The organism is Streptococcus cuniculi, assembly GCF_004570575.1.
Lineage (GTDB): Bacteria > Bacillota > Bacilli > Lactobacillales > Streptococcaceae > Streptococcus > Streptococcus cuniculi_A.
In genome coordinates this window covers 1-24,756 of record NZ_SPPD01000025.1, presented here as the reverse complement: position 1 = coordinate 24,756, position 24,756 = coordinate 1, and the positions used below count along the sequence as shown (strand labels likewise).

The 24,756-nt window shown below is 43.7% G+C and carries 18 protein-coding genes; 5 read left to right on the top strand and 13 right to left on the bottom strand.

Annotation, left to right across the window (positions count from 1 at the left end):
* Nucleotides 1–84: IS3 family transposase (locus E4T82_RS13225; RefSeq protein ID WP_416222666.1), on the top strand; the 84-nt coding region annotated here is incomplete at its 5' end.
* Between the two features lie 83 nt (nucleotides 85–167).
* On the opposite strand, the gene E4T82_RS11145 is transcribed toward E4T82_RS13225, so the two are convergent.
* The 3 genes from E4T82_RS11145 to E4T82_RS11135 form a co-directional block, all read right to left on the bottom strand.
* On the bottom strand, nucleotides 168–674 hold the full coding sequence (locus tag E4T82_RS11145) for an FMN-binding protein (protein ID WP_135182866.1): 507 nt from the start codon (nucleotides 672–674) through the stop codon (nucleotides 168–170).
* Between the two features lie 129 nt (nucleotides 675–803).
* Nucleotides 804–1,796: a polyprenyl synthetase family protein gene (locus E4T82_RS11140; protein WP_135182865.1), complete on the bottom strand. Its 993-nt coding sequence runs from the start codon at nucleotides 1,794–1,796 to the stop codon at nucleotides 804–806.
* 275 nt (nucleotides 1,797–2,071) lie between these two features.
* Nucleotides 2,072–3,961, bottom strand: coding sequence for an NAD(P)/FAD-dependent oxidoreductase (locus tag E4T82_RS11135; RefSeq protein ID WP_135182864.1), 1,890 nt, complete (start codon nucleotides 3,959–3,961; stop codon nucleotides 2,072–2,074).
* Between the two features lie 218 nt (nucleotides 3,962–4,179).
* On the opposite strand from E4T82_RS11135, the gene E4T82_RS11130 reads away from it, so the two are divergent.
* From E4T82_RS11130 to E4T82_RS11115, 4 genes are all read left to right on the top strand, one after another.
* Nucleotides 4,180–4,719, top strand: a complete 540-nt coding sequence (locus E4T82_RS11130) for a Gx transporter family protein (protein WP_135182863.1) — start codon at nucleotides 4,180–4,182, stop codon at nucleotides 4,717–4,719.
* An 881-nt stretch (nucleotides 4,720–5,600) separates the two neighbouring features.
* Entirely contained in the window at nucleotides 5,601–6,950 is a 1,350-nt protein-coding gene (locus E4T82_RS11125; RefSeq protein WP_135182862.1) for a TrkH family potassium uptake protein, read from the top strand.
* Nucleotides 6,951–7,128: 178 nt separating this feature from the next.
* Nucleotides 7,129–7,800: a potassium channel family protein gene (locus tag E4T82_RS11120; protein WP_135182861.1), complete on the top strand. Its 672-nt coding sequence runs from the start codon at nucleotides 7,129–7,131 to the stop codon at nucleotides 7,798–7,800.
* Between the two features lie 57 nt (nucleotides 7,801–7,857).
* The gene (locus E4T82_RS11115; RefSeq protein ID WP_135182860.1) at nucleotides 7,858–9,192 is read left to right on the top strand and encodes an MATE family efflux transporter; all 1,335 of its coding nucleotides are present in this window, start codon (nucleotides 7,858–7,860) and stop codon (nucleotides 9,190–9,192) included.
* 33 nt (nucleotides 9,193–9,225) lie between these two features.
* Here E4T82_RS11115 and E4T82_RS11110 read toward each other — a convergent pair whose 3' ends face one another.
* The 10 genes from E4T82_RS11110 to E4T82_RS11065 form a co-directional block, all read right to left on the bottom strand.
* Nucleotides 9,226–9,483 (bottom strand): DUF896 family protein, encoded by a 258-nt coding sequence (locus E4T82_RS11110; protein ID WP_135182859.1) that lies wholly within the window; start codon nucleotides 9,481–9,483, stop codon nucleotides 9,226–9,228.
* An 8-nt stretch (nucleotides 9,484–9,491) separates the two neighbouring features.
* A complete protein-coding gene (glyS, locus tag E4T82_RS11105; RefSeq protein ID WP_135182858.1) occupies nucleotides 9,492–11,531 on the bottom strand; it encodes a glycine--tRNA ligase subunit beta in 2,040 nt (679 codons plus the stop codon).
* 1 nt (nucleotide 11,532) lies between these two features.
* Nucleotides 11,533–12,450: a glycine--tRNA ligase subunit alpha gene (gene glyQ, locus E4T82_RS11100; protein ID WP_135182857.1), complete on the bottom strand. Its 918-nt coding sequence runs from the start codon at nucleotides 12,448–12,450 to the stop codon at nucleotides 11,533–11,535.
* 515 nt (nucleotides 12,451–12,965) lie between these two features.
* Entirely contained in the window at nucleotides 12,966–13,802 is an 837-nt protein-coding gene (locus E4T82_RS11095) for an aldo/keto reductase (RefSeq protein WP_135182856.1), read from the bottom strand.
* 670 nt (nucleotides 13,803–14,472) lie between these two features.
* On the bottom strand, nucleotides 14,473–15,174 hold the full coding sequence (locus E4T82_RS11090; protein WP_135182855.1) for a methionine ABC transporter permease: 702 nt from the start codon (nucleotides 15,172–15,174) through the stop codon (nucleotides 14,473–14,475).
* 1 nt (nucleotide 15,175) lies between these two features.
* Nucleotides 15,176–16,240: a methionine ABC transporter ATP-binding protein gene (locus E4T82_RS11085; protein ID WP_135182854.1), complete on the bottom strand. Its 1,065-nt coding sequence runs from the start codon at nucleotides 16,238–16,240 to the stop codon at nucleotides 15,176–15,178.
* Nucleotides 16,233–17,600, bottom strand: a complete 1,368-nt coding sequence (locus E4T82_RS11080) for a M20/M25/M40 family metallo-hydrolase (RefSeq protein ID WP_135182853.1) — start codon at nucleotides 17,598–17,600, stop codon at nucleotides 16,233–16,235. Before E4T82_RS11080 ends, E4T82_RS11085 begins: the two co-directional genes overlap by 8 nt.
* A gap of 177 nt (nucleotides 17,601–17,777) precedes the next feature.
* Nucleotides 17,778–18,635 (bottom strand): MetQ/NlpA family ABC transporter substrate-binding protein, encoded by an 858-nt coding sequence (locus E4T82_RS11075; protein WP_135182852.1) that lies wholly within the window; start codon nucleotides 18,633–18,635, stop codon nucleotides 17,778–17,780.
* Between the two features lie 569 nt (nucleotides 18,636–19,204).
* A complete protein-coding gene (locus E4T82_RS11070; protein ID WP_135182851.1) occupies nucleotides 19,205–23,869 on the bottom strand; it encodes a Cna B-type domain-containing protein in 4,665 nt (1,554 codons plus the stop codon).
* A 549-nt stretch (nucleotides 23,870–24,418) separates the two neighbouring features.
* On the bottom strand, nucleotides 24,419–24,756 hold a 338-nt coding region (locus tag E4T82_RS11065), incomplete at its 5' end, for a Cna B-type domain-containing protein (protein WP_135182850.1).

Sequence of the window (24,756 nt, the reverse complement as noted above, 5' to 3'; positions counted from 1 at the left end):
TATGTCCAGTTTTACAACACACAACGCTATCAAGCAAAATTAAACAACCTGCCCCCTTGGGAATTCAGGAATCAGGTTGCTTAATATCTTTTAGTATTTGACTGTCTACTTGACAGGGAGCCGTTCATCATGCCCAACCTCCCTATTGTTCACTTATGTATGCTAGATTATTTGTCAAGCATCACTTTTGCAGTGTCTCCTTTTTCAGCTGCAGCAAGGAGAGCTGTTGTACTCTTCTTGAAGTCTTCTGAAGTATGAGTAGCACCAGAAACAACTTCAACTGCTTCTACGTCTTGTTTTTCAACAAGGCCAGCGTTCAATTTTTCGATTGCTTCTTTAGCTGAAACACCAGCTTTTTCGCTCATCATTTTGTTGTATTCTTCGTTTTCAGACTTCATTTTACCGTCTTTATCTTCGTAGTCAAAGGTAGACTCAGTGATTTTTCCGTCTTTTACAGTGATGGTGTGAACAATCTTATAGCCACGGTCATCTGCATCAGATTCTGCTGAATAAGTACCGTCTTTCAATTCAGCCATTGCTTTTGATTCTGACACAGCTGTTTCAGAGGAAGAGGCCGTCGTATTTTTCGCTTCTTCTTTCGCACCGCATGCTACCAAGGCAAAGGCAGCTGTCAACACTGCAACACTTTTCAAGACAACTTTTGTTGTTTTCATTATAATAAAACTCCTTTTCCCTACCTCAGCTAATTAAAACTGAAGCGTTTTCTTACTTTATAATCATATACCTTTTTGACAAAAATGTCCAATGTTTAACGCGAAATGGCGAGAAAATCTCTTTGACCGTTAACGATAGGAACCAACTATTTTTTCTACCAGCCATTTCCAGTCAACCGTCCGACCGCTTGTCTCTAGTGAGAGAACAGCTTTATCCATTTTCTGCACATATGCCTTCATCAGGGCTTCGGTGCGCGCCTGAGCCTTGGTCTGACTGATTTTTTCCACCACCTGCTCCACTAAAGCTGCGTCCTTGGTCTCGATTACTGCCAGCAAGTCTTGACGGATACTCTGATCCTCTTCGATTGCAAGAAGGAGTGGAGCGGTGTAAATCCCGTTTTGAATATCTTGTAAGGCAGGTTTACCTGATTCTTGTGCTGTTAAGTAATAATCAATCAGGTCATCCCGTAGCTGAAAGGCCATACCAAAGGAACGACCGGCTCGAAAGGCAGGTGAGCTTTGTTTGAGGGAAACGCCACTTTGTAAACTCCCCAACTGGCAGGCCAAACCGAACAGAAAGGCTGTTTTTCCCTGAATCTGCTTGAGGTAACGTTTCATGGTCATCCCCGTATCAAACTGATTCATCAACTGAGCCAGTTCTCCCGCTAAAATCCCCTCTATCACTCTATCATTCAGAGAGTCCGTCTCATCTTTTTCAAACTGCATGAGACGAATGCCTTTCGCTAGTAACCGCCCTGCATAGGCCATGAGGTAATCCCCTGCGTAGATTGCAATTCGATTTGAAAATTGACGGTGGGCTGCCACAATTCCACGTCGTAGATCTGCCTCATCAATGACATCATCATGGATAAGGGTAGCCAGATGCAATACCTCCGCATAGGCAGCAAAATAGAGCTTTTCTGGCTTAATTTCTCCGTCTACCATTTGGGCAAACAAAAGGCATAAACCAGAGCGCAAATATTTTCCCGGTGCTTCGATATATTCAATAATTTTTTCACGCACAGCTGGATGAATCATCTTCATCTCTGTCAGCATAATGCGCTTGACTTGTGTTAGTTCCCTTTGTATTTCTGGATAATTTTCCCAAATTTGATGTACCACAATTCTCCTACTTCATCATAGAAAAAGAACTATTCAGCAAACTGTTCTCCCGTTTTTTGAATAGTCCTTATCATTTTTTAATGATATATACTCTATAACCATCAACTTCTGACTAAGCAACGAAACCACAGGTAGTTGAAATAGCTGAGAACTATTTCAAGTTGGATATAAGAAAAGTGCTACTTTTCTCAACAGTTCAGAAAGGTAGGTTACCGACAGAAGAAGCTGATGCTTGACGAGTATGCAATGATAATGGAATCAAGAACCACTATTCATTATCGTTTCTCTTTTAAGGTATAAATATGCTTTGGCTTCCCATAAATCTTCTTATCGAGGAAGCGACTCAACCATGGCATAATCCAGTAGTCAAGGCCGAAAGCACGACCAGCACCGTTCATCAATGAGATGGCAACCGGAATGAACCACATATTCACCCAGTAGAACATGCCTGATAAGCTGAACATGATGACCAAAGCAACAGTTGCTGCGCTGACGATCCAAACGAAGGCACCTACAATCAAGGCAAGACCGATTCCGATTTCCGCAATGGTCATGAATTTTTGCATGAAGAGGGCAACTTCTTGGTTTGGCATCATGAATTGCATGATAGAAGCAAACCAGTCTGGCATACCATCTAAGACGGTCATTGGTTGCTCACCGTAAGCGTAGCTAAGACCAAAGATGGCTTGTGCTGTTTCAGTCGCAGCTTGAGAGGCACCTGATGTTGCTTCTGCTGCAGAGGCACCTGAGACAGGATCTGCCAACCATGGGAATGGGAAGACTACTTGATCTCCTAGCCATGAAGTTGTACCAAAAAGTCCAAAAGCTTTCTTAACCCCTTCGTAGAGCCAAACTGACCCGTAGAAGACACGGAGCGGTGCAGACCAAAGAAGGTTTCCTTTACCGGATGTGTGACCGCCAAAGATATTGCGCTTGTTCTTAATATCAAAGAATTCATGGCGAATGTAAGAACCCATGTAGAAGAAGCTACGGATGGTAAAGAAGTATAGCAAGTTTACCATGTGCTTCATAAACATGGCCATAAAACCTGACAAGTGGTATTTGCCCATCAGGAAGGCAACCCCATAGCGAGAACCGATTGAAACCATGAAGCCATCGTATTTCCCTTTGTAGCTATGTTTTTCCCCACCTGTAATCGCAGCGATAATGTTTTGCGCAGCAGTATGTCCAGTTTGTTCAGCCGCTTGAACGATTTGCGGTGTCGGTTTGCCATCATTTCCTGGCTCTTCGTAGTACACCAAGTCACCAGCTACATAGACATTTTCCTTGCCTTTGGCTTCCATGTATTCGTTAGCAACCAAACGACCTGCACGTGCTTTTTCAATGCCAAACTCGCTGGCATCGCTATTGGCTTGCACACCTGCTGTCCAGATAGAGGTGTAGGTTGGAATTTCGCGACCTGATGAAAGGACTAATTTATCTGCTTCAACAGCTGCAACTCCATCACCAAGCACCAATTCAACACCTTTTTTCTCAAGGTATTTACGGGTTTTTACTTGTTCTTTCTCAGTGACCATTTGCAAGATATTTGGCATTGCTTCGATCACTTTGAGAGAGAATTCTGCTGGGTCGAGTTTGAATTCGTGCGCCAAGATTGGAACCCAATCAATCAGCTCACCAATCATCTCAATACCAGTGAAACCTGCACCGATAACCGTAAAGGTCAAAAGGGCACGGCGTTTTTCAGCATCGTGTTCGCGCATGGCACGGTAACAAGCGTCAATGATATGGTCATGCAAACGCTCTGCTGCTTCGATGGACCAAAGAGTAAAGCCGTTTTCTTTTACACCCTTGATACCGAAATCGTTGGCTTCCCCACCCATGGCAAGCAAGAGGTAGTCAAATGGAAGCGTTTGGTGCTCTGCAATCACTTCTTTTTTGTCGTAATCAATTTCAACAACCTTGTCTGTGACCAAGTTCACTTTTGGATACTTGTTAAAAATCCGTTTCAAGTCGTACTTGATTGCGTCTTTTTCCACACGACCAGCTGCCACTTCGTGCAACTCTGTCATATAGGTATGGAATGAGTTTTTATCAATCAAGGTAACGGTCACGTCAGCGTTTTTCTTGAATTTTTTCCCGAGCAGGCGTGCCGCAGAAATCCCTGCATAACCAGCACCTACTATTACAATGTTTTTAGTCAAAACATAACCTCCGATTAGTTTGTCTGTTTTTTAACAAAGTCTATTATACACCTTTTGGAAAGATTGTACAATTGGATAGTTCGTATTTACACATGATTTTACTAAAAAACTTGCATATCTTTCAAAAAACAGATAGTATAATGGAAGTAGAAAATAGTGAGTGTTTAGCGTATCGCTCATTCAATGATTTTCTGCCGATGTTAGATAGAGATACAATTATGAATTCAAAAAATCAAAAATTACTGTTTATCACGATGCTGGCTGCCCAGGCAGTGGTGATTTCCTTAGTTGAACGACTGATTCCCACTCCATTTTCCTTTGCTCCTGGAGCAAAACTGGGACTTGGAAACCTCATCAGTCTGATTGCCATCTTCACCCTCCCCGCCAAGGATAGCGTCAAAGTCGTCAGCATTCGCCTCTTGATTTCTACCTTTTTGGGTGGGACCTTTTCAACCTTCCTATATGGCTTTGCAGGAGTCACCCTCAGTTACATTGGAATGCTCTCCGCTAAGCAACTAGGACCCCGACGAGTCAGTGCTATTGGCATCTCCATACTAGGTGGGATGCTCCACAACATCGGACAACTTCTCGTCTTTGCTTGGATTGCCCAATCCTTACTGGTCCTCAACTATCTGCCCATTCTGTCTTTCAGTGGCATTCTATCTGGCTTTTTGGTCGGCTTGACCGCCAATTATCTGCTAAAAAAAGTCAGTTCGCTCCGCTATTATCACCAAATCATCTTAGCAGAATGGAAATGAAAACCTCCATTCTCAAGAAAGCCGCCTTACTCGTCAACAGTAGCCGTTGTAAGGCTTGTTTGCCTCAACAGTCTAGGAATAGACTGTCGAAGGTTGGAAATAAAACGAGCCATGCTCGTGCCAATCACTTTTGTATCTTGTGTAACTGAGTTCAAGCTAAGCACTGTGTGAAAAAAACAGGTAGCTGTTCTGGCTTTAGCGAGTTATGGAAAATCTCTTCAGGGATTAGGCTGAAAAACTCCACTGGAGCTTTACAGATACGGAAGAAATAATCCAGCGGATTGTTTCTTCAAACAAAGTACACTGTGTGCTTTATGCACTCTCACATCTTGAGGTGTGGAATTGTGTTCGAGCTAAAAGTCGCTATGAAAAAGACAGCTTTGTTTGCGTTCATCGAATGCTTCACAAATCTCCTATTTTACCATAGCCGTTGCAAACTTTGTTCGCTTACGGATATGGATACCCTTGTGGTACATTAGGACTTTTTAACGCTCTCACTAACTCTATGCGAAAAAGAGATGCAGCTATTTCGACTTTAACGGTTACGGAAAAGCCTTTTAGGGATTAGGCTGAAAAACTCCACTGGAGCTTTTCACTCGTCAAATTTCCTATTTTGCCGTGACCATTACGAATTGATTCGTTTTACGGACACGGATACTCTTGAGTGCGCTTTGAGTTTTTAACGTCCTCGTATCTTACTAATTGAACTCGGACTAAAAGCTCGGAAAAAAGATAAATACTCCTAGAAGCAAAAGCTTCTTCGTCGTATTTCCTATTTTTCTATCGCTTTTTTAACGTCCTCGTATCTTAAGCTCTGTTATTTTTAGCAATTTGTGCTACAATATCCTCATATCCAACTTTCCAAATCACGAGAGGAAATCATGTCTATCCTTAGTTTAAAATTAAAACCGAGCCAACGGATTGTCCTGAGCTTTGCAGGTGTGATCTTGATTGGCTCGCTCCTGTTATCCTTGCCCATTTCACAGCTTACAAGCTCTGAGGCACGCTACTGGGACCATCTCTTTACAACCATTTCCATGGTCTGTGTGACGGGGCTCTTTACTGTTCCTGTTGCTGAGACTTATAATACGCTCGGGCAAATCATCTGCATGTTACTAATCCAAATCGGGGGCTTGAGCTTGATTAGCTTTATCGGGCTCTTTGCCTTGAGAGGCGGGCGTAAACTCAGCTTTATCAATATGGCCACCCTCCAAGAAAGTTTTAGCCTTGCAGAAACCAAGCATTTTCGCAGTTTTATCAAGTCTGTCTTTGGTTTTACCTTTGCAACAGAAGCGCTAGGAGCTCTGATTCTTTCCTTCCAATTCGTACCCGAATTTGGCTGGCAACGCGGGATTTTTTCTTCGATATTCCTCGCTATTTCAGCCTTTTGTAATGCCGGCTTTGATAATTTTGGTTCCACCAGTCTCATCAGCTATGCCACCAATCCCTTGGTCAATCTGACCATTGCTGCCTTGATTATCATGGGAGGGCTCGGATTTACGGTCTGGTTTGATATGCAGACAAAGATTCAAAAACGCTTGAGCTTTCGCAAGTTAAGCTTTCATAGCAAGGTGGTCCTCACCTTGACCAGTCTGCTCCTCTTGACTGGAACTATGCTAACACTCCTAACCGAATACAGCAACCCTGCAACTATCGGTATACTGAGTTTTCCCGAAAAAGTCTTAGCTAGCTTTTTCCAGACGGTCACCATGCGGACTGCTGGTTTTGCCTCTATTGACTACACAAAGGCCAACCCCGTCACCCTACTGCTCTATGTCTTTCAAATGATGCTCGGAGGAGCACCAGGTGGAACAGCAGGCGGGATTAAAATCACAGCCTTTCTGACCTTAATCCTCTATGCGAGAAGCGAGATTATTGGGCTACCCCATACCAATTTCAAGGCGCGGACCATTGACGATGTGACCATCCAAAAAGCCTTTGCGACTTTCATCGTCTTTATCATGGTCTTTCTCTTGGGGCTCTTTGCCATCAGTATGACAGACCCTCATCAACCGATGCTCTTTCTCATTTTCGAGGTCATGTCAGCCCTCGCAACCGTTGGGGTAACGGCCAATTTGACTCCTGAGCTATCTCAGCTAGGACAACTGGTCATCATGGCCCTCATGTTCTTTGGACGGATTGGACCGATGTCGATTCTTATCAGTCTTTCTGCACGGAAATTATCCAAAAAAGAAATCATACAATATGCGAAATCATCGATGATTGTGTAATTGAACACAGCCTACGAGCTGTGCTCGTGTCAACCGCTTTTGTGTCTTTTGTAACTGAACTCGGGCTAAAAGCTCGGAAAATAGATAAACATAACTAGAAACCTGAGCTTCTTCATCATGTTTCCTAATTTTCAGTCGCTTTTTTAACGCCCTCATATCTTATTATAAGGAGATTATCATGCAAACTCAAACGATTGGAATTTTAGGTCTCGGTGTCTTTGGAACCACCATTGCCAAAACCTTGCACCACTATGATTGTCATATTATTGCCATTGACAATCATGTTGAGCGTATCAATCAGCTAGAAACGGTACTGACCAAAGGTATCGTGGGAGATATTACAGACAAGGACTTATTACGGGCCGCAGGGATTGACCGCTGTGATACGGTAGTCGTTGCCACAGGACGTAACTTAGAGTCAAGTGTCCTTGCGGTTCTCCATTGCAAGGCCTTGGGCGTGCCTAAGATTGTTGCCAAGGTGAAGAGCAAAACCAGCAAGGAAGTTCTCTTAAAAATCGGAGCTGACCGCGTCATTTCTCCAGAAAGAGAAACAGGGGTCTCTCTGGCCAAGCATCTCTTGCACCGCGATACAACAGACCTCATCGAGCTGGACGGTGATGTGACCATTATTGAGTTTCATGCGCCCCCAAAATGGATTGGCAAGAGCCTTGCCGAGCTGCAATTGCGCCAACACTACAACCTCAATATCATCGGCTATCGCGATGCACAAACTAATAAATTAAATGTCCAATTTTCACCAGATTATAGCTTTAATGAGCAGGAACTGATTATAGCTGTGACAGACAATCATACTGTCGACCACTTTGAAGAATACACCAATAAATTGTAAGTTTTCCTATTCATCAACCTTGCCGCCATTTATTCCCACCTTTACCAAGGAGTTTTTATGCAGGATTTAACTCAAGGGAAGCCCATTCAGGTCATTTTGCGCTTCACCCTGCCACTGTTAATCGGAAGTTTTTTTCAACTAGCCTATAATTTTGCCGATAGCATTATTGTCGGACACACACTAGGAAAGGTCGCATTTGCTAGTGTCGGAGCTACTGGGAGCATTGTCTTTCTCATTCTCGGATTCGCGCAAGGTTTAACCAGCGGGCTGACCATTGTGACCGCCCAACGATTTGGTGCAAATGACCTTGAAGGAATCAAAAAAAGTTTTATCCACGGCCTCTTTTACTCCCTCTGCACCAGTCTTGTCTTGACAATTCTAGCCCTTTCATTCCTTCGTCCCCTGCTCATTTTTATGCAGACACCCGAGGAATTACTGCCACATTCGCAGCAGTTTTTAACCGCTATTTTTGGTGGGACTATCTTCTCTGTTCTCTTTAACTATCTGTCTAACCTGATTCGTAGTCTAGGGGATTCAACGACGCCCTTAATTGCTCTCATCATCGCCTGCTTTATCAATATCGCACTCGATTTTCTTTTTATCTTGAATGTTGGTCTGGGCGTTTTTGGGGCAGGGCTTGCAACCATTACGGCGCAGGCTTTTTCCGTCCTCTATCTGGCTGTTTATATTTCTAAAAAAGTTCCTTATTTTCATGTGAAATGGGCCGAAATCCGACTGGACAAGCTGAACCTCATCAAACATGCGCAACTAGGATTTCCTATGGCTTTTCAAGCTAGCATTATCGCTATCGGCTCTATCACCTTGCAGGTCATGCTCAATCAACTGGGGACCAACGCCATTGCCGCTCAGGCCATTGCCAGCAAGACCGATCAGCTTGCCATGCTCCCGATGATTAACTTAGGGCTTGCTGTCTCTACCTTCACGGCCCAAAATTACGGAGCAGAACTCTACCCACGAATCTTGGAGGGCTTGAAAAAGTCAGTCTTTATCAGCATTGCTTGGGCCATTTTCTTTGCCATTTTACTCATCTCCGCAAACCGCTTCTTCTCGCGTCTGTTTCTTGCAGACGGTAGCACAGAAGTCTACCAACTGGCGCTCGTCTATTACATCATTAACGGGGCTTGTTACTGGATTTTGTCCATTCTCTTTATCCTCCGTAGCTTCATTCAGGGGCTAGGAAAAGGCTTTGTGCCAACTCTTGCCGGTATCATGGAGTTGGTCATGCGGGCTGGAGTAGCCATTATCGGGTTGACCTATTTTGGCTTTTACGGTGTCGCTGCGGCTAACCCTGCCGCTTGGATAGGAAGTGTGTTTGTCTTAATTCCTAGCAGTATTATTTTAACGAGAAAATTGAAACAAGAGACTATCTAAAAATAACAACTGGACTTTCCAGCTGCTATTTTTTTATGAGTTAGGATCTTCTAGGCTTCTGCCATGGAGGCCTTTTTCGCGTTGGACCTGTCTGAGTTTTTCTGGAGTCACATCGTTTCCGTCCTCATCGACAATCTTGATTCCTTCGAGATGGGCACGGACACTACGGCGGTAGCCTTCGATGTACTCTTCACGAAGGACTGCTTGCTCCTTCAACTCCTCTTCTGTCAAGCCAACCTCTCTTTTCTTCTTGGCTAATTCATTGATACGCTTAATCTTTGCTTGCTCCATTTTTCCTCCTATTTGGTATTCATTTGGTTAAATTGGGCAACCTGTTGCGCCTTGTTGGTCAATGCTGCAAGCAAGGCTAAACGGTTCGTCTTCACAGCTTCGTCTTCGACCATGACCATAGTATTGTCAAAGAAAGCGTCAATTACTGGTTGAAGAGCAAAGAGCTGGTCGATATTACTTACCAAGTCTGTGGTAAAGGCAATCTTCTCTACAGCTTCTGCCAAGGCTGTTTCCTCTTTGTTTTCAAAGAGACTGCTATCAACTGCGACATCTGCCGCTACTTTTTCAGCCAAGTTAAAAACACGAGAAAGGCTTTCAACGGCTGGTTTAAAGTTAGCTGTTTTCGCTTTTTCAGCCAAGAGACGTGCTGTTTCAATCATGTCGCTGACCACAAAGTTGGTACTGTTTAAGACAGCTGTCACAATGTCTTTAGGTACACTCTTATCCATCATTTTCTCTACACGAGCGTGGAAGAAATCAAGCACTTCTGTCTGATGTTCATAGGCAAGGCTGTCATGTGCAAGAACATAGAGTTTTTCTACCAATTCATCAATGGCAATCGTCCAGCCAAAGGCTTCCAAAATCCGTACCACACCTTGGGTTGCACGACGAAGGGCATACGGATCATTTGAACCACTTGGAATCAAGCCAACTGAGAAGAAGGACAAAATCGTGTCTAATTTATCTGCGAGGGCAAGGACTGCTCCTACCTTGGTTTCAGGAAGAGCTCCTTCTGCGCTGTTTGGCAGGTAGTGTTCACGAATGGCTGTGGCAACGGCTGGGCTCTCCCCTGCAAGAAGGGCGTATTTTTCTCCCATGATCCCTTGCAATTCGTCAAATTCACCGACCATGCCGGTCAAAAGATCAAATTTGTAAATGGCCGCTACACGCGCAAGGTCTGTTTTTTCTTCATCAGAAAGCCCCGCTTGATTAGCCAAGAGAGCGCTAATAGTTGCGGTGCGCTCCATGTGTTCATAAAGGGAACCAATTTTCTCATGGAAGGTCACGGCTTTCAGACGCTCCACAAGAGCTGCAATTTCTAGTTTTTGGTCTTCCCGCCAGAAGAACTCTCCATCCTCCAAACGTGCCACCAAGACTTTTTCATTCCCCTTGATAACATTGTCCAACCATTCCGCATTTCCATTGCGGACAGAGATAAAGTTCGGCAACAATTTGCCCGCTTTGTCACGGACAACAAAGTAGCGTTGGTGATTTTTCATCGAGGTCACCAAGACTTCTTCTGGAACCTCAAGGTATTTAGCGTCAAATGCTCCCATAAAGGCGGTTGGATATTCCACCAAGTTCAAGACTTCATTGAGCAGGTCTTGGTCAATTTCAACGATTACATCTTGCGCTACCTCAATCGCCTTGATTTGCTCCACAATCATGTTTTCACGCTCGCGACTATCTGCAATCACAAATTCCTTACGCAAGTCATCCTCATAACTGTCTGCATGTGCAAGTTCTGTTTCCCGACCAAGGAAACGATGGCCGCGGCTAATGCGACCTGATGACATATCGAGAAAGTCCATCTCAAGCGCTTCATCATCTAACAAGACCGTCAAAGTGTGAACAGGGCGGATGTATTCAAATTTGTTGGAAGCCCAGTGCATGCTGACAGGGAAAGTCATCGAAGCAAGTACCTCTGGAATGCCCGTTAAGACTTCCTTAGCTGATTTTCCTTTTTCATGCTTGGTCACATAGACATATTCTTCCCCCTTGATGTCACGGAAGGTGATATCAGCGGTCGTCAAGCCTTTTCCACGAACAAATCCTTCTGCGGCCTTGGTAAAATTCCCGTCCGCGTCTAAGGCAATCTTCTTACTAGGGCCTTTAAAATCTTCTGTCAAATCCTCTTGCTGGTCTGCCAAGCCACGAACACGAACTGCCAACCGGCGAGGGGTTGAAAACATCTGAATCTCTTCAAATGCCAAGCGATTGTCTGTCAAAAACTGCGCCATTCTGTCTTTTAATTGGACCATGGCAGGCGTCACAATGTAAGCTGGAATTTCTTCTAAACCAAGTTCTACCAGTAAATTTTTCGTCATCTTATTCTGCCTCCTCTGCTAACAACTGCGCTCTTGTAGCCTCATCCAAAAGTGGGTAACCAAGGCGTTTTCTTTCTGCCACAAAGGTCTTTGCGACCACGCGCGCTAAATTTCGAATCCGTGCGATATAGCCTGCCCGCTCCGTTACCGACACCGCGCCACGTGCGTCTAACAAGTTAAAGGTGTGCGAACATTTCAAGACATAGTCAAAGGCAGGGTGAACCAAGTGTTCGTCCAGACAGCGTTTTGCCTCTACTTCAAACTTTTCAAAGTTCGTCAGTAGCAAGTCTTGGTCGCTGATTTCAAAGCTGTATTTTGAATGCTCGTATTCTGGTTGCAGGAAGATTTCTCCGTATTTAACCCCGTCAGCCCACTCGATGTCATAGACAGAATCTACCTCTTGAATATAAGAGGCCAAACGCTCCAATCCATAAGTCACCTCGGCAGTCACAGGACCTGTCGCAAGCCCACCAACCTGTTGAAAATAGGTAAATTGGGTGATTTCCATACCGTCAAGCCAGACTTCCCAACCCAAACCTGCTGAACCAGTCGACGGATTTTCCCAGTTATCCTCCACAAAGCGAATATCGTGCTCCAGAGGATTGATTCCGAGACGCTCCAGGGACTCCAAGTACAATTCTTGGATATTGCTTGGGCTTGGTTTCATGACTACTTGGAATTGGTGGTGTTGGTAGAGACGATTTGGGTTTTCCCCGTAACGACCATCTGCTGGACGACGACTTGGCTCAACATAAGCTGCATTCCACGGCTCAGGACCAATGGCGCGCAAGAAAGTATACGGGCTCATAGTTCCCGCCCCTTTTTCCGTATCGTAGGCCTGCATCAGCATACAGCCCTGCTCATTCCAAAACTGTTGTAAGGTCAGAATAATCTCTTGGAAGGTTAATTTTTTAGACATCAGTTTCTCTCTTTCTTAATCATTATCATTTGCGACGTTTTCCTTTCAAAACAACCTTCTTTTGAAAGGAAAACAAGTGCATAGCCTAGGCAATTCGCTATAGCGTTTGCCGTTAGTTGCTGAAACCTTTAGGTTTGTTAACAACTTTGGCTAAGTGAAAAGTTAATGTTTTTGACATTCGTTTCTCGCTTTCTATTTGATCGTGATAAATGTCAAGTGTCTTTATGCCAAACGCACAAAAAATCAAAAACCACGCCAACACTCCTATGTCTCCATAGGGGCGTTGAAACGCGGTTCCACCCTAATTTATTACTTCATTGTGTTCTTAAAAATGCTTGAGAAAGTGCCAATCACTCTGACTTTCCGTTTGGCTTTCACCGTCCCAAACTCGCTAAAGGCTGTACCAAGCGACCCTCTTTCTTATCTGATAGTATAGCAGAAAATTCTGCTGCTGTCTATTAAAATTTGATAAAGGATGGTACTTTCACGCTAGATTTGCTTCTATTCACAGCGACCTAGAAATTCACTTCATCTGGGTTATAAGCACCTGTCACACCTGTAATGGCTGTGATGGCTGTGATATCTTCCTCTGACAAGGCAATATCTTCAAAATCTAAATTTTCCACAATTCGGCTATCTGTTACGGATTTTGGAAGCGGTAGAAATCCTTGAGCCCATGACCAGGCAAGGGCTACTTGAGCCACCGTTTTGCCGTATTTTCCAGCGAGAGCTAGCATGGTTGGATGGGTGAAGAGTTCCCCACGACCGAGCGGACTCCAAGCTTCAATGACAATGTCTTTCTCACGGCAATACGCAACAATCTCCTCTTGATAGACACCAGGTGCTAGGCGAATTTGATTGACCGCAGGAACAATAGTGGCCGTTTTTAAGAGTTCATCCATGTGGTGCACCATAAAATTGCTAACCCCGATTGAACGGACTTTCCCTTCTGCAACCAATTCTTCCATGGCCCGCCAAGCATCCGCATTGGCTGCTTGCCAGCGATCCCGAATGCCTGCTGGATTTGGCCAGTGAATCAGGTACAAATCAAGATAATCCAACTGTAATTTTTCCATAGACGAGGCAAAGGCAACTTTTGCTTCCTCATAGCCATGCGCATCATTCCACAACTTCGTCGTAATATAAAGTTCCTCACGCGCAATCCCCGAATCCTTAATCGCACAACCGATACTCTCCTCATTTCCATAAAAAGCCGCTGTATCGATATGGCGATAGCCTGCTTCTAAGGCCTTACGCACCGCATTGTAGACCTCGTCCCCATCTTTTGATAAATAGGTTCCAAAGCCAAGTGCTGGAATGGTAAGCCCGTTGTTCATTGTATATGTTTTCATGTTGTCCTCCTATTCTTTTACTACATCCAGTATAGCAAAAAACCGAGCAATATGCTCGGTCCAGAACGTAAAAATCGGAAAGCAAGTCTGTATAAAAAACAAACTCAACCTATTTACTCGAATGTTACATCGCGGTAGCTAGCTGGTTATTCACTGCATTTCATTTGTGACTAACCTAGCTTTGCTCGCTGCAACAGTCTGGGAATAGACCGTTGAAGGTTGGAAATAGAATGAGCGCTGCTCGTGTCCAGACGGTCTCACATCTTATGGAACTGAATTCGGGCTAAAATAGAGAAACTTTCCTAGAAGCTAAAGCTTCTTCGTCATGTTTCCTAATTTTGCCATAGCCGTTGCGAAATTGGTTCGCTTACGGATGTGGATACCCTTGTGGTACAGTCGCTTTTTTAACGCCCTTGTATCTTGTGTAACTGAGTTCGAGCTAAGCACTGTGTGAAAAAGATAGGTAGCTGTCTAGCTTTAGCTAGTTACAGCTACGAATCCCTTTAGGGATAAATCCTCCTAGCTTCAAAGGTATAGTATACCTTTAGAGATTAGGCTGAAAACCTCCACTGGAGCTTTTCACCCATCATATTCCCTATTTTGCCGTAGCTGTTGCAGGCTATACCTGCTTTACAGATACGGGCACTTTGTGCTTTTACGCCCTCACATCTTATTTATGACTTATTTTTCGGGTAATGAGATCTCCTGCAAATTGGATAATAAAGATAAAAATCAGAATGAGGAGGGTGGCAAGGAAGGTGACATCGTCATTGGAGCGTAAATAGCCGTAAGAAAGGGCTACTTGCCCTAATCCACCTGCTCCAATAGCTCCAGCCATAGCTGTGTAGCCAACAAGGGAGATCAAAGTCAGGGTCGTCACTCGAATCAAGTCTGGTAGACCTTCACGGAAATAGACCATAATCAAATCTCCAAAGGTTGCACCAGATGCTTGTGCCGCTTCAATCACTCCGCCATCCAATTCAGAAAGAACAACTTGAACTTGACGCGCAAAGAATGGATAGACGGATAAGGACAAGGGAACAAGAGCCGCATTCATCCCGATAGAGGTCCCCACAATAGCCCTTGTCATCGGTGCAATGGCTGACAGCAAGATGATAAAAGGAATCCCACGCAAGACAGAGGCCACCTTATCCAAGATCCAGAAAACGACACGATTTTCCGCAATCCCACGAGGACCTGTCAAGACGAGAAACAGCCCAGAAACTAGACCCATGGCACCACCGAAACCAAAGGACACAAAGGTCATATAAAAGGTACTGTAAATCGCTGTTCCCCAGCCTGTCTGACCATCCCATCCCATCTTATAGATATGAGGAAAATTGGCCTGAATCCATGAAAGTAATTCATCCATTCTAATCATCTCCTTTCAAAATCGTCACCTCTACATTGGCCGTTGTGACTGCCGTCAAAGCCTCGCGCAGCTTCTCCTGATGACCTGACAAAATCAATACAATCTCGCCAACTGGCGTGTGATCTAAAATTTCAATATTGCCATATAAAATGTTTGCCGATACCTGATAGATTTTATACAAATCATTGATAATCGCTGTGTCCGTTGCAGAACCTGCGTATTTAAACTGAACCAAAAGGCTATCTTCTGGTAGGTGTTTGACAATATCTTGTTGATAGATTTTCACCAAGGCTTCATCGATTCCTGTTGCTGTTTTGATAAAGTCTTGTGTCAGAGGTTCTTTTGGATGAGTGAAAATCTCCAAAACAGATCCTTCCTCAATTAAACGTCCATCCTGCATGACGGCCACACGGTTACAAATATCCTTGACAATCTGCATTTCATGGGTAATCATGACGATGGTCAAGCCCAATTTTTCATTCAGTTCTTGCAACAAGGCTAAAATTTGCTTGGTTGTTTTAGGGTCGAGGGCAGAGGTAGACTCGTCTGAAATCAGAATCTTAGGGTCATTGGCAAGGGCACGCGCAATGGCCACACGCTGCTTTTGACCACCAGACAACTGGGCGGGATAGTTTTCCGCACGGTCTGCTAGGCCAACCAAGTCCAAGAGTTTGGCTACTTTGGCCTTTTTTTCTTCTTTAGACAAGCCAGAATGTTTCAAGGCAAAGGCCACATTTTCCGCAGCCGTCATCTGTGCCATGAGGTTGAAATGTTGAAAAATCATCCCAATTTCACGGCGTTTGCTTCGCAATTGAGCCGCATTTAGGGTCACCTTACTTCCCTCAAAAATCACCTCATCATTGATACAGATGCGACCTGCAGTCGGCACCTGTAAGAGGTTAATGACGCGGACCAAGGTTGATTTTCCAGCTCCTGAATAACCGACAATCCCGTAAATATCCCCTTGCTCAATATGAATCGTGACATCTTTCACTGCTTCAATCGTGCGTTTTTTCTGGTGGAAGGTCACATCAATATTATCTAGTGTAATCATCTCCTTACTCATAACTTGCAATTAACTCCTCTACTAATTCGATATGGCTGTAATAGTCTGCAATGCTGACATTTTCGTCGCCTGCGTGATCACGGCTATTGGCATTCCCAAGTCCAAAACCTGCAATCGGCACTCCCAAGGTATGAAAGACGGTGTGCATTGGGCCTGTCCCCGGTGAAGTCGGAAGCACTGCCACTCCTTCTGGCCTCAAACGTTTGGCAAGCTCAATCACATTGAGGATAGACGGAGCTGACATGTCGCTACGATAGCCCATTTCCCCGAGGGTGAAGGTCACTTCTACTTGTTCAAAACCGTACTTCACCAAGTGTTTGCGAATCTTGTCCAATACATCCAGCGGCTCTAAGCCTGGCACGAGACGAACTTCCATCTTAGCACGAGCCTCAGCAGGGATAATAGTCTTCACACCTTGCCCTAGATAACCTGTTGAAAATCCCTCAATCGTCATGGAGGGCTCAAAGTAGAGACGTTTTAAAAAGGCACTACGCTCTACCGCCAAGGTCGGCAAGGTCAAGCCATAGAGCTCTGTTGCCGATTCACTATTTGCCAAGGCAAATGCTTCGACCAAGGCCAGTTCGCGCTCATTAGGCTCTTCTACCTGCTCATAAATTCCCTCGACCAAGATGCGCCCGTCACGGTCTCGCATGGACTGAAGGGCCGCCATTAGGTACCAGCTAGCCGAATCAATAACACCACCATAAGAGGAATGAATATCCCTCTCTGCACTCTTAACCGCGACATCAAAGGTCACAATCCCTTTATTGCCGCCTGAGATTTCCAACTGTCCTAAGACATTGCGAGCCCCCTGCTCCCAGACCAGCAAATCAGCCCCTGCCAAATGCGACTGGTATTTCGCTAAATACTTATCCAAATCAACCGATGCTGACTCCTCTGCCCCTTCCATGATAAAGATGATATTGACAGGTAAATGATCGTGTGTAACTAGGTACTTTTGAACAGCAGACAAGCGCGCTGTGATATGCCCCTTGTCATCGTCCACTCCTCGACCGTACATGTAGCCATCGCGCACGCTAAGTTTAAAAGGCTGGTCTGTCCAAATCTGATCGCTATCAGCAGGAACCGTGTCATAGTGATTATAGAAAATCAAGGTCTTGGCATTGGCTATAGGACTGGCAAACTTGGCCATGACAAAGGGTGCGGCATAGCTGTCATCTAATATGACCTCTGCCCCTGCTTCCTCAAAGATGTCTTTCAAATAGGTCGCTACATCCAACAATCCTACCTGCTGAGCGAAAATGGATTTCTTGGAAATCAACACTTTCAACTTTTCAAAATAGGTCTGGGTAATCGCATCCTCTTCAAATTTTTTGATTTGTTCTGCTTGTTTTGCCATCGTCTCTCCTTATTGAGGCTTAATGCCTCTCTGCTCTCTAAGCACCATTATACCATACTCTACATGGCGTCTGCACTACCTAAGAAATATCAAATATCGCATGTTTGACTGTTTCTATCTGTATACATCATGAATATAAAATGCCATGGGGAAGACCACCACAGCATTTTGTAGTTTTTACCAAACTGGTTCGTCCATACCGTCTGAAGATTCTTCAACGACTTTTTTCACTTCGTCTGTATGGTATGCTTTTACTAATTCTTTAATCGCATCTGCCTTTGGTGATTTTTCCCAATCGCTTTTAGCTGCAATCAAGTTATACCATTGGTGTGAATTTTCATCTTTTTGCTCTTTGTAAAGGGCATTCTTGTAGTCAAGACCTGCTTCAAGTACAAAGGTATTGTTGACAACGGCTGCTGCAACAGATGGCAACGAGCTCGCTGTTTGGCTAGCATCCAATTCTGTTACTTTCAACTTTTTAGGATTTTCCTTGATGTTGACAACTGTTGCCAATTCCGTACCAGACACATCCAATTTAATCAAGCCTGCTGATTGAAGGAGGTAAAGGGCACGGCTTTCGTTTGTTGGGTCGTTTGGCACCGCAATTTCCGCACCATCTGGGATTTCATCGACAGATTTGTATTTATTTTTCCCGTTTTCTGTACCAGAGTAAAGGCGGATCGGAGCGATGTAGGTATCAGCGACCGCTACCAAGTCTTCTCCATTTTCCTTATTCCAGTTTTCCAAGAAGTTGTAGTGCTGGAAGGCATTGATATCAACCTCATCTTCAGCTACTGCCTTATTTGGTTGTGAATAGTCAGTAAACTGAGTGAACTCTAATTTCACCTTGTCACCAAGAAGCTCTTGAATCTTATTCCAACGTGCTTCTTCTGACTCGCTCAAGCTCATAACACCGACACGAAGAACATTGTCTTGTTTTGCTTCTTCTTTTGAAGCACCTGCCCCACACGCTGCCAAAGCTGCGACCGAAGCAAACGCTACGGCTGCTAAACTAACTAACTTTTTAAATTTCATATTCTTTTCACTCCTTTAAATGAACTATACATAGCTTATCACAGGAGCCAGCATTTGACCAATATAGAATTTTTATGTGCCACTTAAAAAATTTTTATCTGCTTTTTGTAAAGTCTATAGCCTCAGACTATACCCATTAGCCCCTAGCGGACAGCCCATTGCTACAAAACGAATGGAGGCGATAAATTTCCTCAGTTTGCCGTAGCCGTTGCGAACTTTATTCGCTTACGGATATGGAAGAAATAATCCAGTGGATTGTTTCTTCAACGAGAGTACAGTCGCTTTTTTAACGCCCTCGTATCTTGTGGTGTGGAATTGTGTTCGAGCTAAAAGTCACTATGAAAAAGATAGGCAGATGTTTCGGCTTTAGCCGATTACAGCTGTGGCTACTTTAAAGGGAGAACCAAGCTACTTATCTCTCGTATAGGATAATACACCCACTACAGTTGACAAAGTGCCAAAATCCCCTCATCCAGAACATTGCAAGTTCTAAACAAGGGGATTTCAAGTATGATTCAAAACTTCTTTTATACGATTCTCTTTTTCAAAAGAAGAATGGGGATTAAACATTACTCCCGTTTTCGAACAACGTAAACCATAGTCCCAATGATGAGACAAAGACCAACGAGACTAAGAGCTAAACCGCTCGTACTGTTAGTCGCTGGTAAGATCTGATTACCTGGCTTCACCACCTTCTTGGACGGTTTATCACTTGGTTTCGGATCCTCATTTGGCTCACTTGGTTGACCTGGATCATCTTTCGGATTTTCCTTCGGATCACTTGGAGGTGTCGGCTCTTCTTTTGGAGTATACGTATTGGTAATGACATAATTTGTTCCATTACGTTCGATACTTGTAGTGTAGTCCGCAACAGGATTTTCTGTCACAGTGTATGTAATTTCTTCGCCAGCGGCGTATTTCGGAAGCTCCTTAGACGTAAATGTCCAATTGCCATCAACATCTGGTTTAACAGTGATTCTATCAACCTCTTGCTTATCGTTCTTGATAACAACTTCAATGCTTTCAGGGCGTTTACCATCTTGGTTATTAGCGTCATTCCAAACTTTTGTCCCTAAAATCTGAATGGTTTCTGGAACATACTTGTTGGTAATGTCGAAGCCTTTTATAGATGATTCATAACCATCCACCTTATCTTCTGTAATCGTGTAGACGATTTTTTTGCCCGCAGCATATTGAGGCAGCTTATCAAATGAGTATGTCCACTGGCTATCTGCTGTGACTTCTTGACTGGCAACCTCTGTTCCATCTGCAAGCAGACGAATTGTAATTTTCTCAGGACGCTTGCCATCTTGGTTATCTGCATCATCCCATATCTTCGTTCCTGAAACTTTGGTCGTTTCAGGAGTATGATGATTGGTAATGGTAACGTTCGTTCCTTCTACTTTTACTTCTGATGTGTAACCAGTAACAGAAACTTCTTCTACTTGATAGTGGATGAGTTGTCCATCCGCATACTGTGGAAGCTCCTTAGAAGTAAATGTCCAATTGCCGTCAGTATCTGGTTTAACAGTAATCCTGTCAACTTCTTGCTTATTATTCTTGATAACGACTTCAATGCTTTCAGGGCGTTTACCATCTTGGTTATTGGCGTCGTTCCAGATTTTTACTCCGTTTAGACGAATCATACCTGGAGAATATTGGTTTGTCAGATTATAGCCATCTAGACTGGTTGTGTAACCTTCAACCTTTTCCTCACCAATCGAATAGGTAATCTTTTCACTGTTCTTGTAGACTGGTAAATTAGTAAAGCTATATCTCCACTCGTCAGCAGCACTAACAATTTTACTTTCAATCTTCTCCCCATTGGCAAATAAGTGAACGGTGATAGAATCAGGGCGTTTGCCGTCTTGGTTGTCAGCATCATTCCAAGTCTTTGTTCCTGTAACGTTTGTAGTAGCTGGAGTGTAAGTATTCGTTATTGTAAATCCTGTCGCTACATCACCAGTTACTTTAGATTGGTAGCCTTCGGGAATAGAAACTTCCTTCACAGTATAAATGATTTCATTTCCATCCTTGTACTGCTCTAAAGCGTCAAATGTTCCTGTCCACTTGTTTGCTTCGTTAAGTACCAGTACTTTGTCTTTTACAGCTTGTCCATCGGCATATAGCTGAATAGAAACTTCACCCGAACGTTTGCCGTCTTGGTTATTGGCATCTTCCCAAGTCTTAGTGACTTTTATGTTCGTGAGAGGAATATTTGTTACTTCAAGTGTCGTGGTCGCATCTTCACTAATCGTAACTGTCTTTGGTGTTGTATCTAAGGCGTAGCCTTCTGGCGCTTTGGTCTCAACGACTGTATAGTCGCCTAGCGGTAAAATTTGCTCAACCGTACCATCTGGACCTTTTGTCGTCAGTTCGTAGGAAATAGCTGGATTTGCCACGCTTGTTACCTTAAAGGTTGCATCCGATAGTAGCGTTCCCGTAACGGATTTCTTAATGACTTTTAGCGGAGCTGATGGAACATAAATTTCATTCCAAACGAGATTAGTTGGAGTCGGTTGTGCATTATTTGTTGCAATAGAGAAGTTATTCCATGCACGACTTTCCAATGGAGCTACCTCTGGAGCTTTCATCGGAACTTCCACTTCCAGTAGCTCACCTTTATTAAAGGTTTGGCCATTGTTTAATCGTACCCGAATAGCAGTAACAGCTGCATAATCGGATACAGATGTCGTCCAATTCAAGGTATTGGATGATTGATCGATTGGCCCAGTAATGGAATCGGTCGAATATTCAATGGTAAATTTATTCGCATTCGGTGTCACGATTGTAACAGGACCAGTCAGCGTATTGCTAAACTGCGACTGACGTGCTTCGAGTGTCCCAGATGTCGCAGAGGCTGCTGTGGAGAAGTCATTGACATGCGGGAATACATCTAGGAGCTCATAAGATGAAACACTTGTTAAACGATTGTTATAATTCCAAAGTTTGTAACGGAATTCTGTCCCCGCACCAGTTTTGAGACCGTCACGTGTCCAGTTATTAACGGTTGAACGCGCGATGTATTTGCGAGCTAATAACTCATAGCGTCCTGCATACTCATAGTAAGCTGAAGAGGCCGCAAATGTTTCTGCTGTATCTCCATCCTGATCCAAGTCCCGCTCATCCTTATAAGACTCGCTAAATAAATCATTCATGTGGTTTGGATCAGAAGTGCGAACAAATTCTCCATTAAGACGAGTTAAGACATAGTTCGTATTATGGCCTGGAATGGAGTTTGAATTTACCCGCGTTACAATTTGAATCGCATCTGAATTATCCATGTAGGCATTTAATTGTCGAACAGATATGCTAGCCCATTTTATAATCACCACATTGCTACCTGTTTCATTGTAGTTTTCTACATATTGGACGGTAGGTTTTGGAGCTAGGAAACCTCCATTTAAGGTCGTTGAAGCATACGTCACCCCTTCAGGTAGCACATCGATGAATTCGACATTTGTCAAGATGTCAGAGCTATTCAATCCTTTTACAGCACCGTCCCAAGTCCCCTGAAGTGTCCAGATAGCATACTCATTATCTGAACGAAGGGCATCGTCTCGACTAGGTGAAAACCAACCTGTTCCCAGTTTTTCTGATAAACCTTTTACGATTCCGATATCAGCCTTTGGTCCAACTAGCTTAAACTTGGTTGTATCATTCCCCGAAAATGGATAGTTGGTTCCATTATCTCGAGTATAAATAGCTGAATAACTACCCGAGTTCACATACTCGTTTTCTGCTTCTACTGTACTTACCGTAGGCGTTGTTCTAAAGGCCGTTCTAATTTTGAAGCTCACAATCTTCTTGTAAGGAAGTGTGTAGCCGTTTGGAAATACGAAATAAAGTTCCTTGATGTTTCTTGCAACAGCAGCATCAAAGTTTAAGGTACCTCCGCTTGAAACGGTTCCTAGTACTTGTTCTGTACCGTCATTTAAGAGACCTTTGACAGTGACGTTTCTAAGAGAAGCATACTCTCCATCGCCAAAATGATCTAAAGGAATCTCATCGGTCCTAGGTAGACTCACTCCTGTGTAGTAGAGACGACTATCTAGGCCATAGTCTTTATACTCTGTAAATTCGATTTTTTCATTCTGCGTGTTGGCAACTGCAATTCTCCAGCTTAAACCTTTTGCCAAACGAGAAGATGCATTTGTTACCGTAGTAATGCTCGTTCTAATGTCAGTTGTATCTTCTTCTTCCTTCGCAAAATGTTTTTCAAAAGGCAGCCCTTTCGTACTATCTGGTTGGAAGCGATAGATGGCACTTTGCTCCCGAGTAATATCGGATTCATTTGCTCCCTTATTTTGCGGATGGAAGACCATTGTCGAATGTGCAGTATAGTCCGTGCTAACATGCGCTCCCGGGAACGTTAAGGCTAGAGAGACTGTATTATAACCATTTACGTCATTATAATCTTTACGATTGAACTCATAGGTGGCTGTATTGGTTGCTGGATCATAGGTCCAGTTAGGGTTTTTAGCCGGGTCAAATACCGCAAACTCAGGTAACGGTTGTGTCAAAGTAAGTGTGTCATACACACGTTGACCATAGTCCGATGGGCTAGGCGTAGCGTATTGGTCCTTTGAACTCTTCACGAAGGTTTGGTAATCAAAGATGACATCCACTAGACCTTTGTCCGCCAAGCTTTGCGCATCTGTAGATATCCCACCGATTTGGTTTTGACCTCCTCGCACCGTCATGGTGTAGCTGGCATCTCCTGCTTTGGCTAGGAAAGTGACCGTATCAGCAGCCTTAACGATCGTACCATCTGCTTTCTTTAACGACAACGTAATCGGTACCACCGTTTTATCTGGTGTGACATAGGTTTTAAACTTGGTAAAAATTGGAATCTCGACTTCCCTAGCATCATCTGATGCTTTCAACGGAATACGCCAAGTAGTTTCATTGATTTTTCGAGCTTGTTCAAATACTTCAGAGTCAGGTGAAATATTTGGCTCCAAACTCTCAATATACTGAGCTGCATCAGCAGGAATTTCTAAAGCAATGTATGCACCAGTGTACTCACTTGTTGGCAAGTTCGCCTTCAAGGTTAGTATCGATTGCATGATTTCACCTGTCAAAAATTCCCTCGTATCTGCTTGAGTGGAAGAAACTTGCTGATGTGTTAAGGTAATTCCTTCATCCTGAGCAAATACACTCTGTATAGGAAAACCAGTAATTACCAAAATAATGGTCATCATAATAGACAACAGCTTCTGTAGCTTTTTCATACAATTCCTTTCTTTATATCGCCTACTAACTACTCTATAAATTTTCAATGGTAGTCCTCCTACTAGTATAGCATATTTAGCGCCTTTTTACTACTTATTTTTCCTAATACTATCCGTTATTTTGCGATTGCCTTGCGTCCTGAGACACAGCATCAATTTCCTAGTTTGCCGTAGCCATTGCGGTGCGGGATTTGTCCGCTTACGGATAAGGTAGTAACAGCCAGGGAAGTTGACTGTTAATACCTAAAGGAGTGAGCTTTGAGTTTTTAACGGGCTTTGTATCTTCACTACATTAGGACAAGTGCTAACAAAAAATACTAAATAAAAACTAAATTACTATATTACCTCGTTAACTCGTCTTGCTGTACCCCAGTACTACCTGCGACTCGTTGCCTAGTACTAAAAATAAACTAAACGACTATAAATAAAATCCAAATTACTATACAAGAAAAGCAAAAAAATCGAGGCCCAGTCGCATATCTGTTTTCCCACAGACAAAAAGAAGTCGGAAGCATTTCCTGACTTCTTTAAAAGAATTACCTGTTGAAACTACTTACGATGTTTCACCAAATCGATACTAATACCGACTAATAAGCTCAAGCCAAGGATAAGCAGCCCTACACTTGTGCTACTATTCGTTTTTGGCAAGACTTTCTTAGCTTTTGGTTGCACGCTACCCTGTGACGGTGGCGTATCATCCTGTGGTCCCTCTGGAGTTTTTGGATCCGTTGGCTCTTTTGGAGTCTCCTTAGGCGTCTTCGACGCAGGAGGTGTTTCTTTCGGAACATGACTATTGGTAATCAAAGTCCCATCAATCTGCGTCGTATAGCCCGGAACAGCATCTTCCTGAACAGTGTACTGAATAGCTTGACCATCCTGATACTGAT

Excerpts from the sequence above, each read along its gene's own strand:
- E4T82_RS11130 (WP_135182863.1), top strand. The coding sequence starts at position 4,180 with ATGAATTCAAAAAATCAAAAATTACTGTTTATCACGATGCTGGCTGCC.
- E4T82_RS11120 (WP_135182861.1), top strand. The coding sequence starts at position 7,129 with ATGCAAACTCAAACGATTGGAATTTTAGGTCTCGGTGTCTTTGGAACC.
- glyS (WP_135182858.1), bottom strand. The coding sequence starts at position 11,531 with ATGACGAAAAATTTACTGGTAGAACTTGGTTTAGAAGAAATTCCAGCT.
- E4T82_RS11090 (WP_135182855.1), bottom strand. The coding sequence starts at position 15,174 with ATGGATGAATTACTTTCATGGATTCAGGCCAATTTTCCTCATATCTAT.
- E4T82_RS11085 (WP_135182854.1), bottom strand. The coding sequence starts at position 16,240 with ATGAGTAAGGAGATGATTACACTAGATAATATTGATGTGACCTTCCAC.
- E4T82_RS11110 (WP_135182859.1), bottom strand. The coding sequence starts at position 9,483 with ATGGAGCAAGCAAAGATTAAGCGTATCAATGAATTAGCCAAGAAGAAA.
- E4T82_RS11115 (WP_135182860.1), top strand. The coding sequence starts at position 7,858 with ATGCAGGATTTAACTCAAGGGAAGCCCATTCAGGTCATTTTGCGCTTC.
- E4T82_RS11125 (WP_135182862.1), top strand. The coding sequence starts at position 5,601 with ATGTCTATCCTTAGTTTAAAATTAAAACCGAGCCAACGGATTGTCCTG.
- E4T82_RS11095 (WP_135182856.1), bottom strand. The coding sequence starts at position 13,802 with ATGAAAACATATACAATGAACAACGGGCTTACCATTCCAGCACTTGGC.
- glyQ (WP_135182857.1), bottom strand. The coding sequence starts at position 12,450 with ATGTCTAAAAAATTAACCTTCCAAGAGATTATTCTGACCTTACAACAG.
- E4T82_RS11070 (WP_135182851.1), bottom strand. The coding sequence starts at position 23,869 with ATGAAAAAGCTACAGAAGCTGTTGTCTATTATGATGACCATTATTTTG.
- E4T82_RS11075 (WP_135182852.1), bottom strand. The coding sequence starts at position 18,635 with ATGAAATTTAAAAAGTTAGTTAGTTTAGCAGCCGTAGCGTTTGCTTCG.
- E4T82_RS11080 (WP_135182853.1), bottom strand. The coding sequence starts at position 17,600 with ATGGCAAAACAAGCAGAACAAATCAAAAAATTTGAAGAGGATGCGATT.
- E4T82_RS11145 (WP_135182866.1), bottom strand. The coding sequence starts at position 674 with ATGAAAACAACAAAAGTTGTCTTGAAAAGTGTTGCAGTGTTGACAGCT.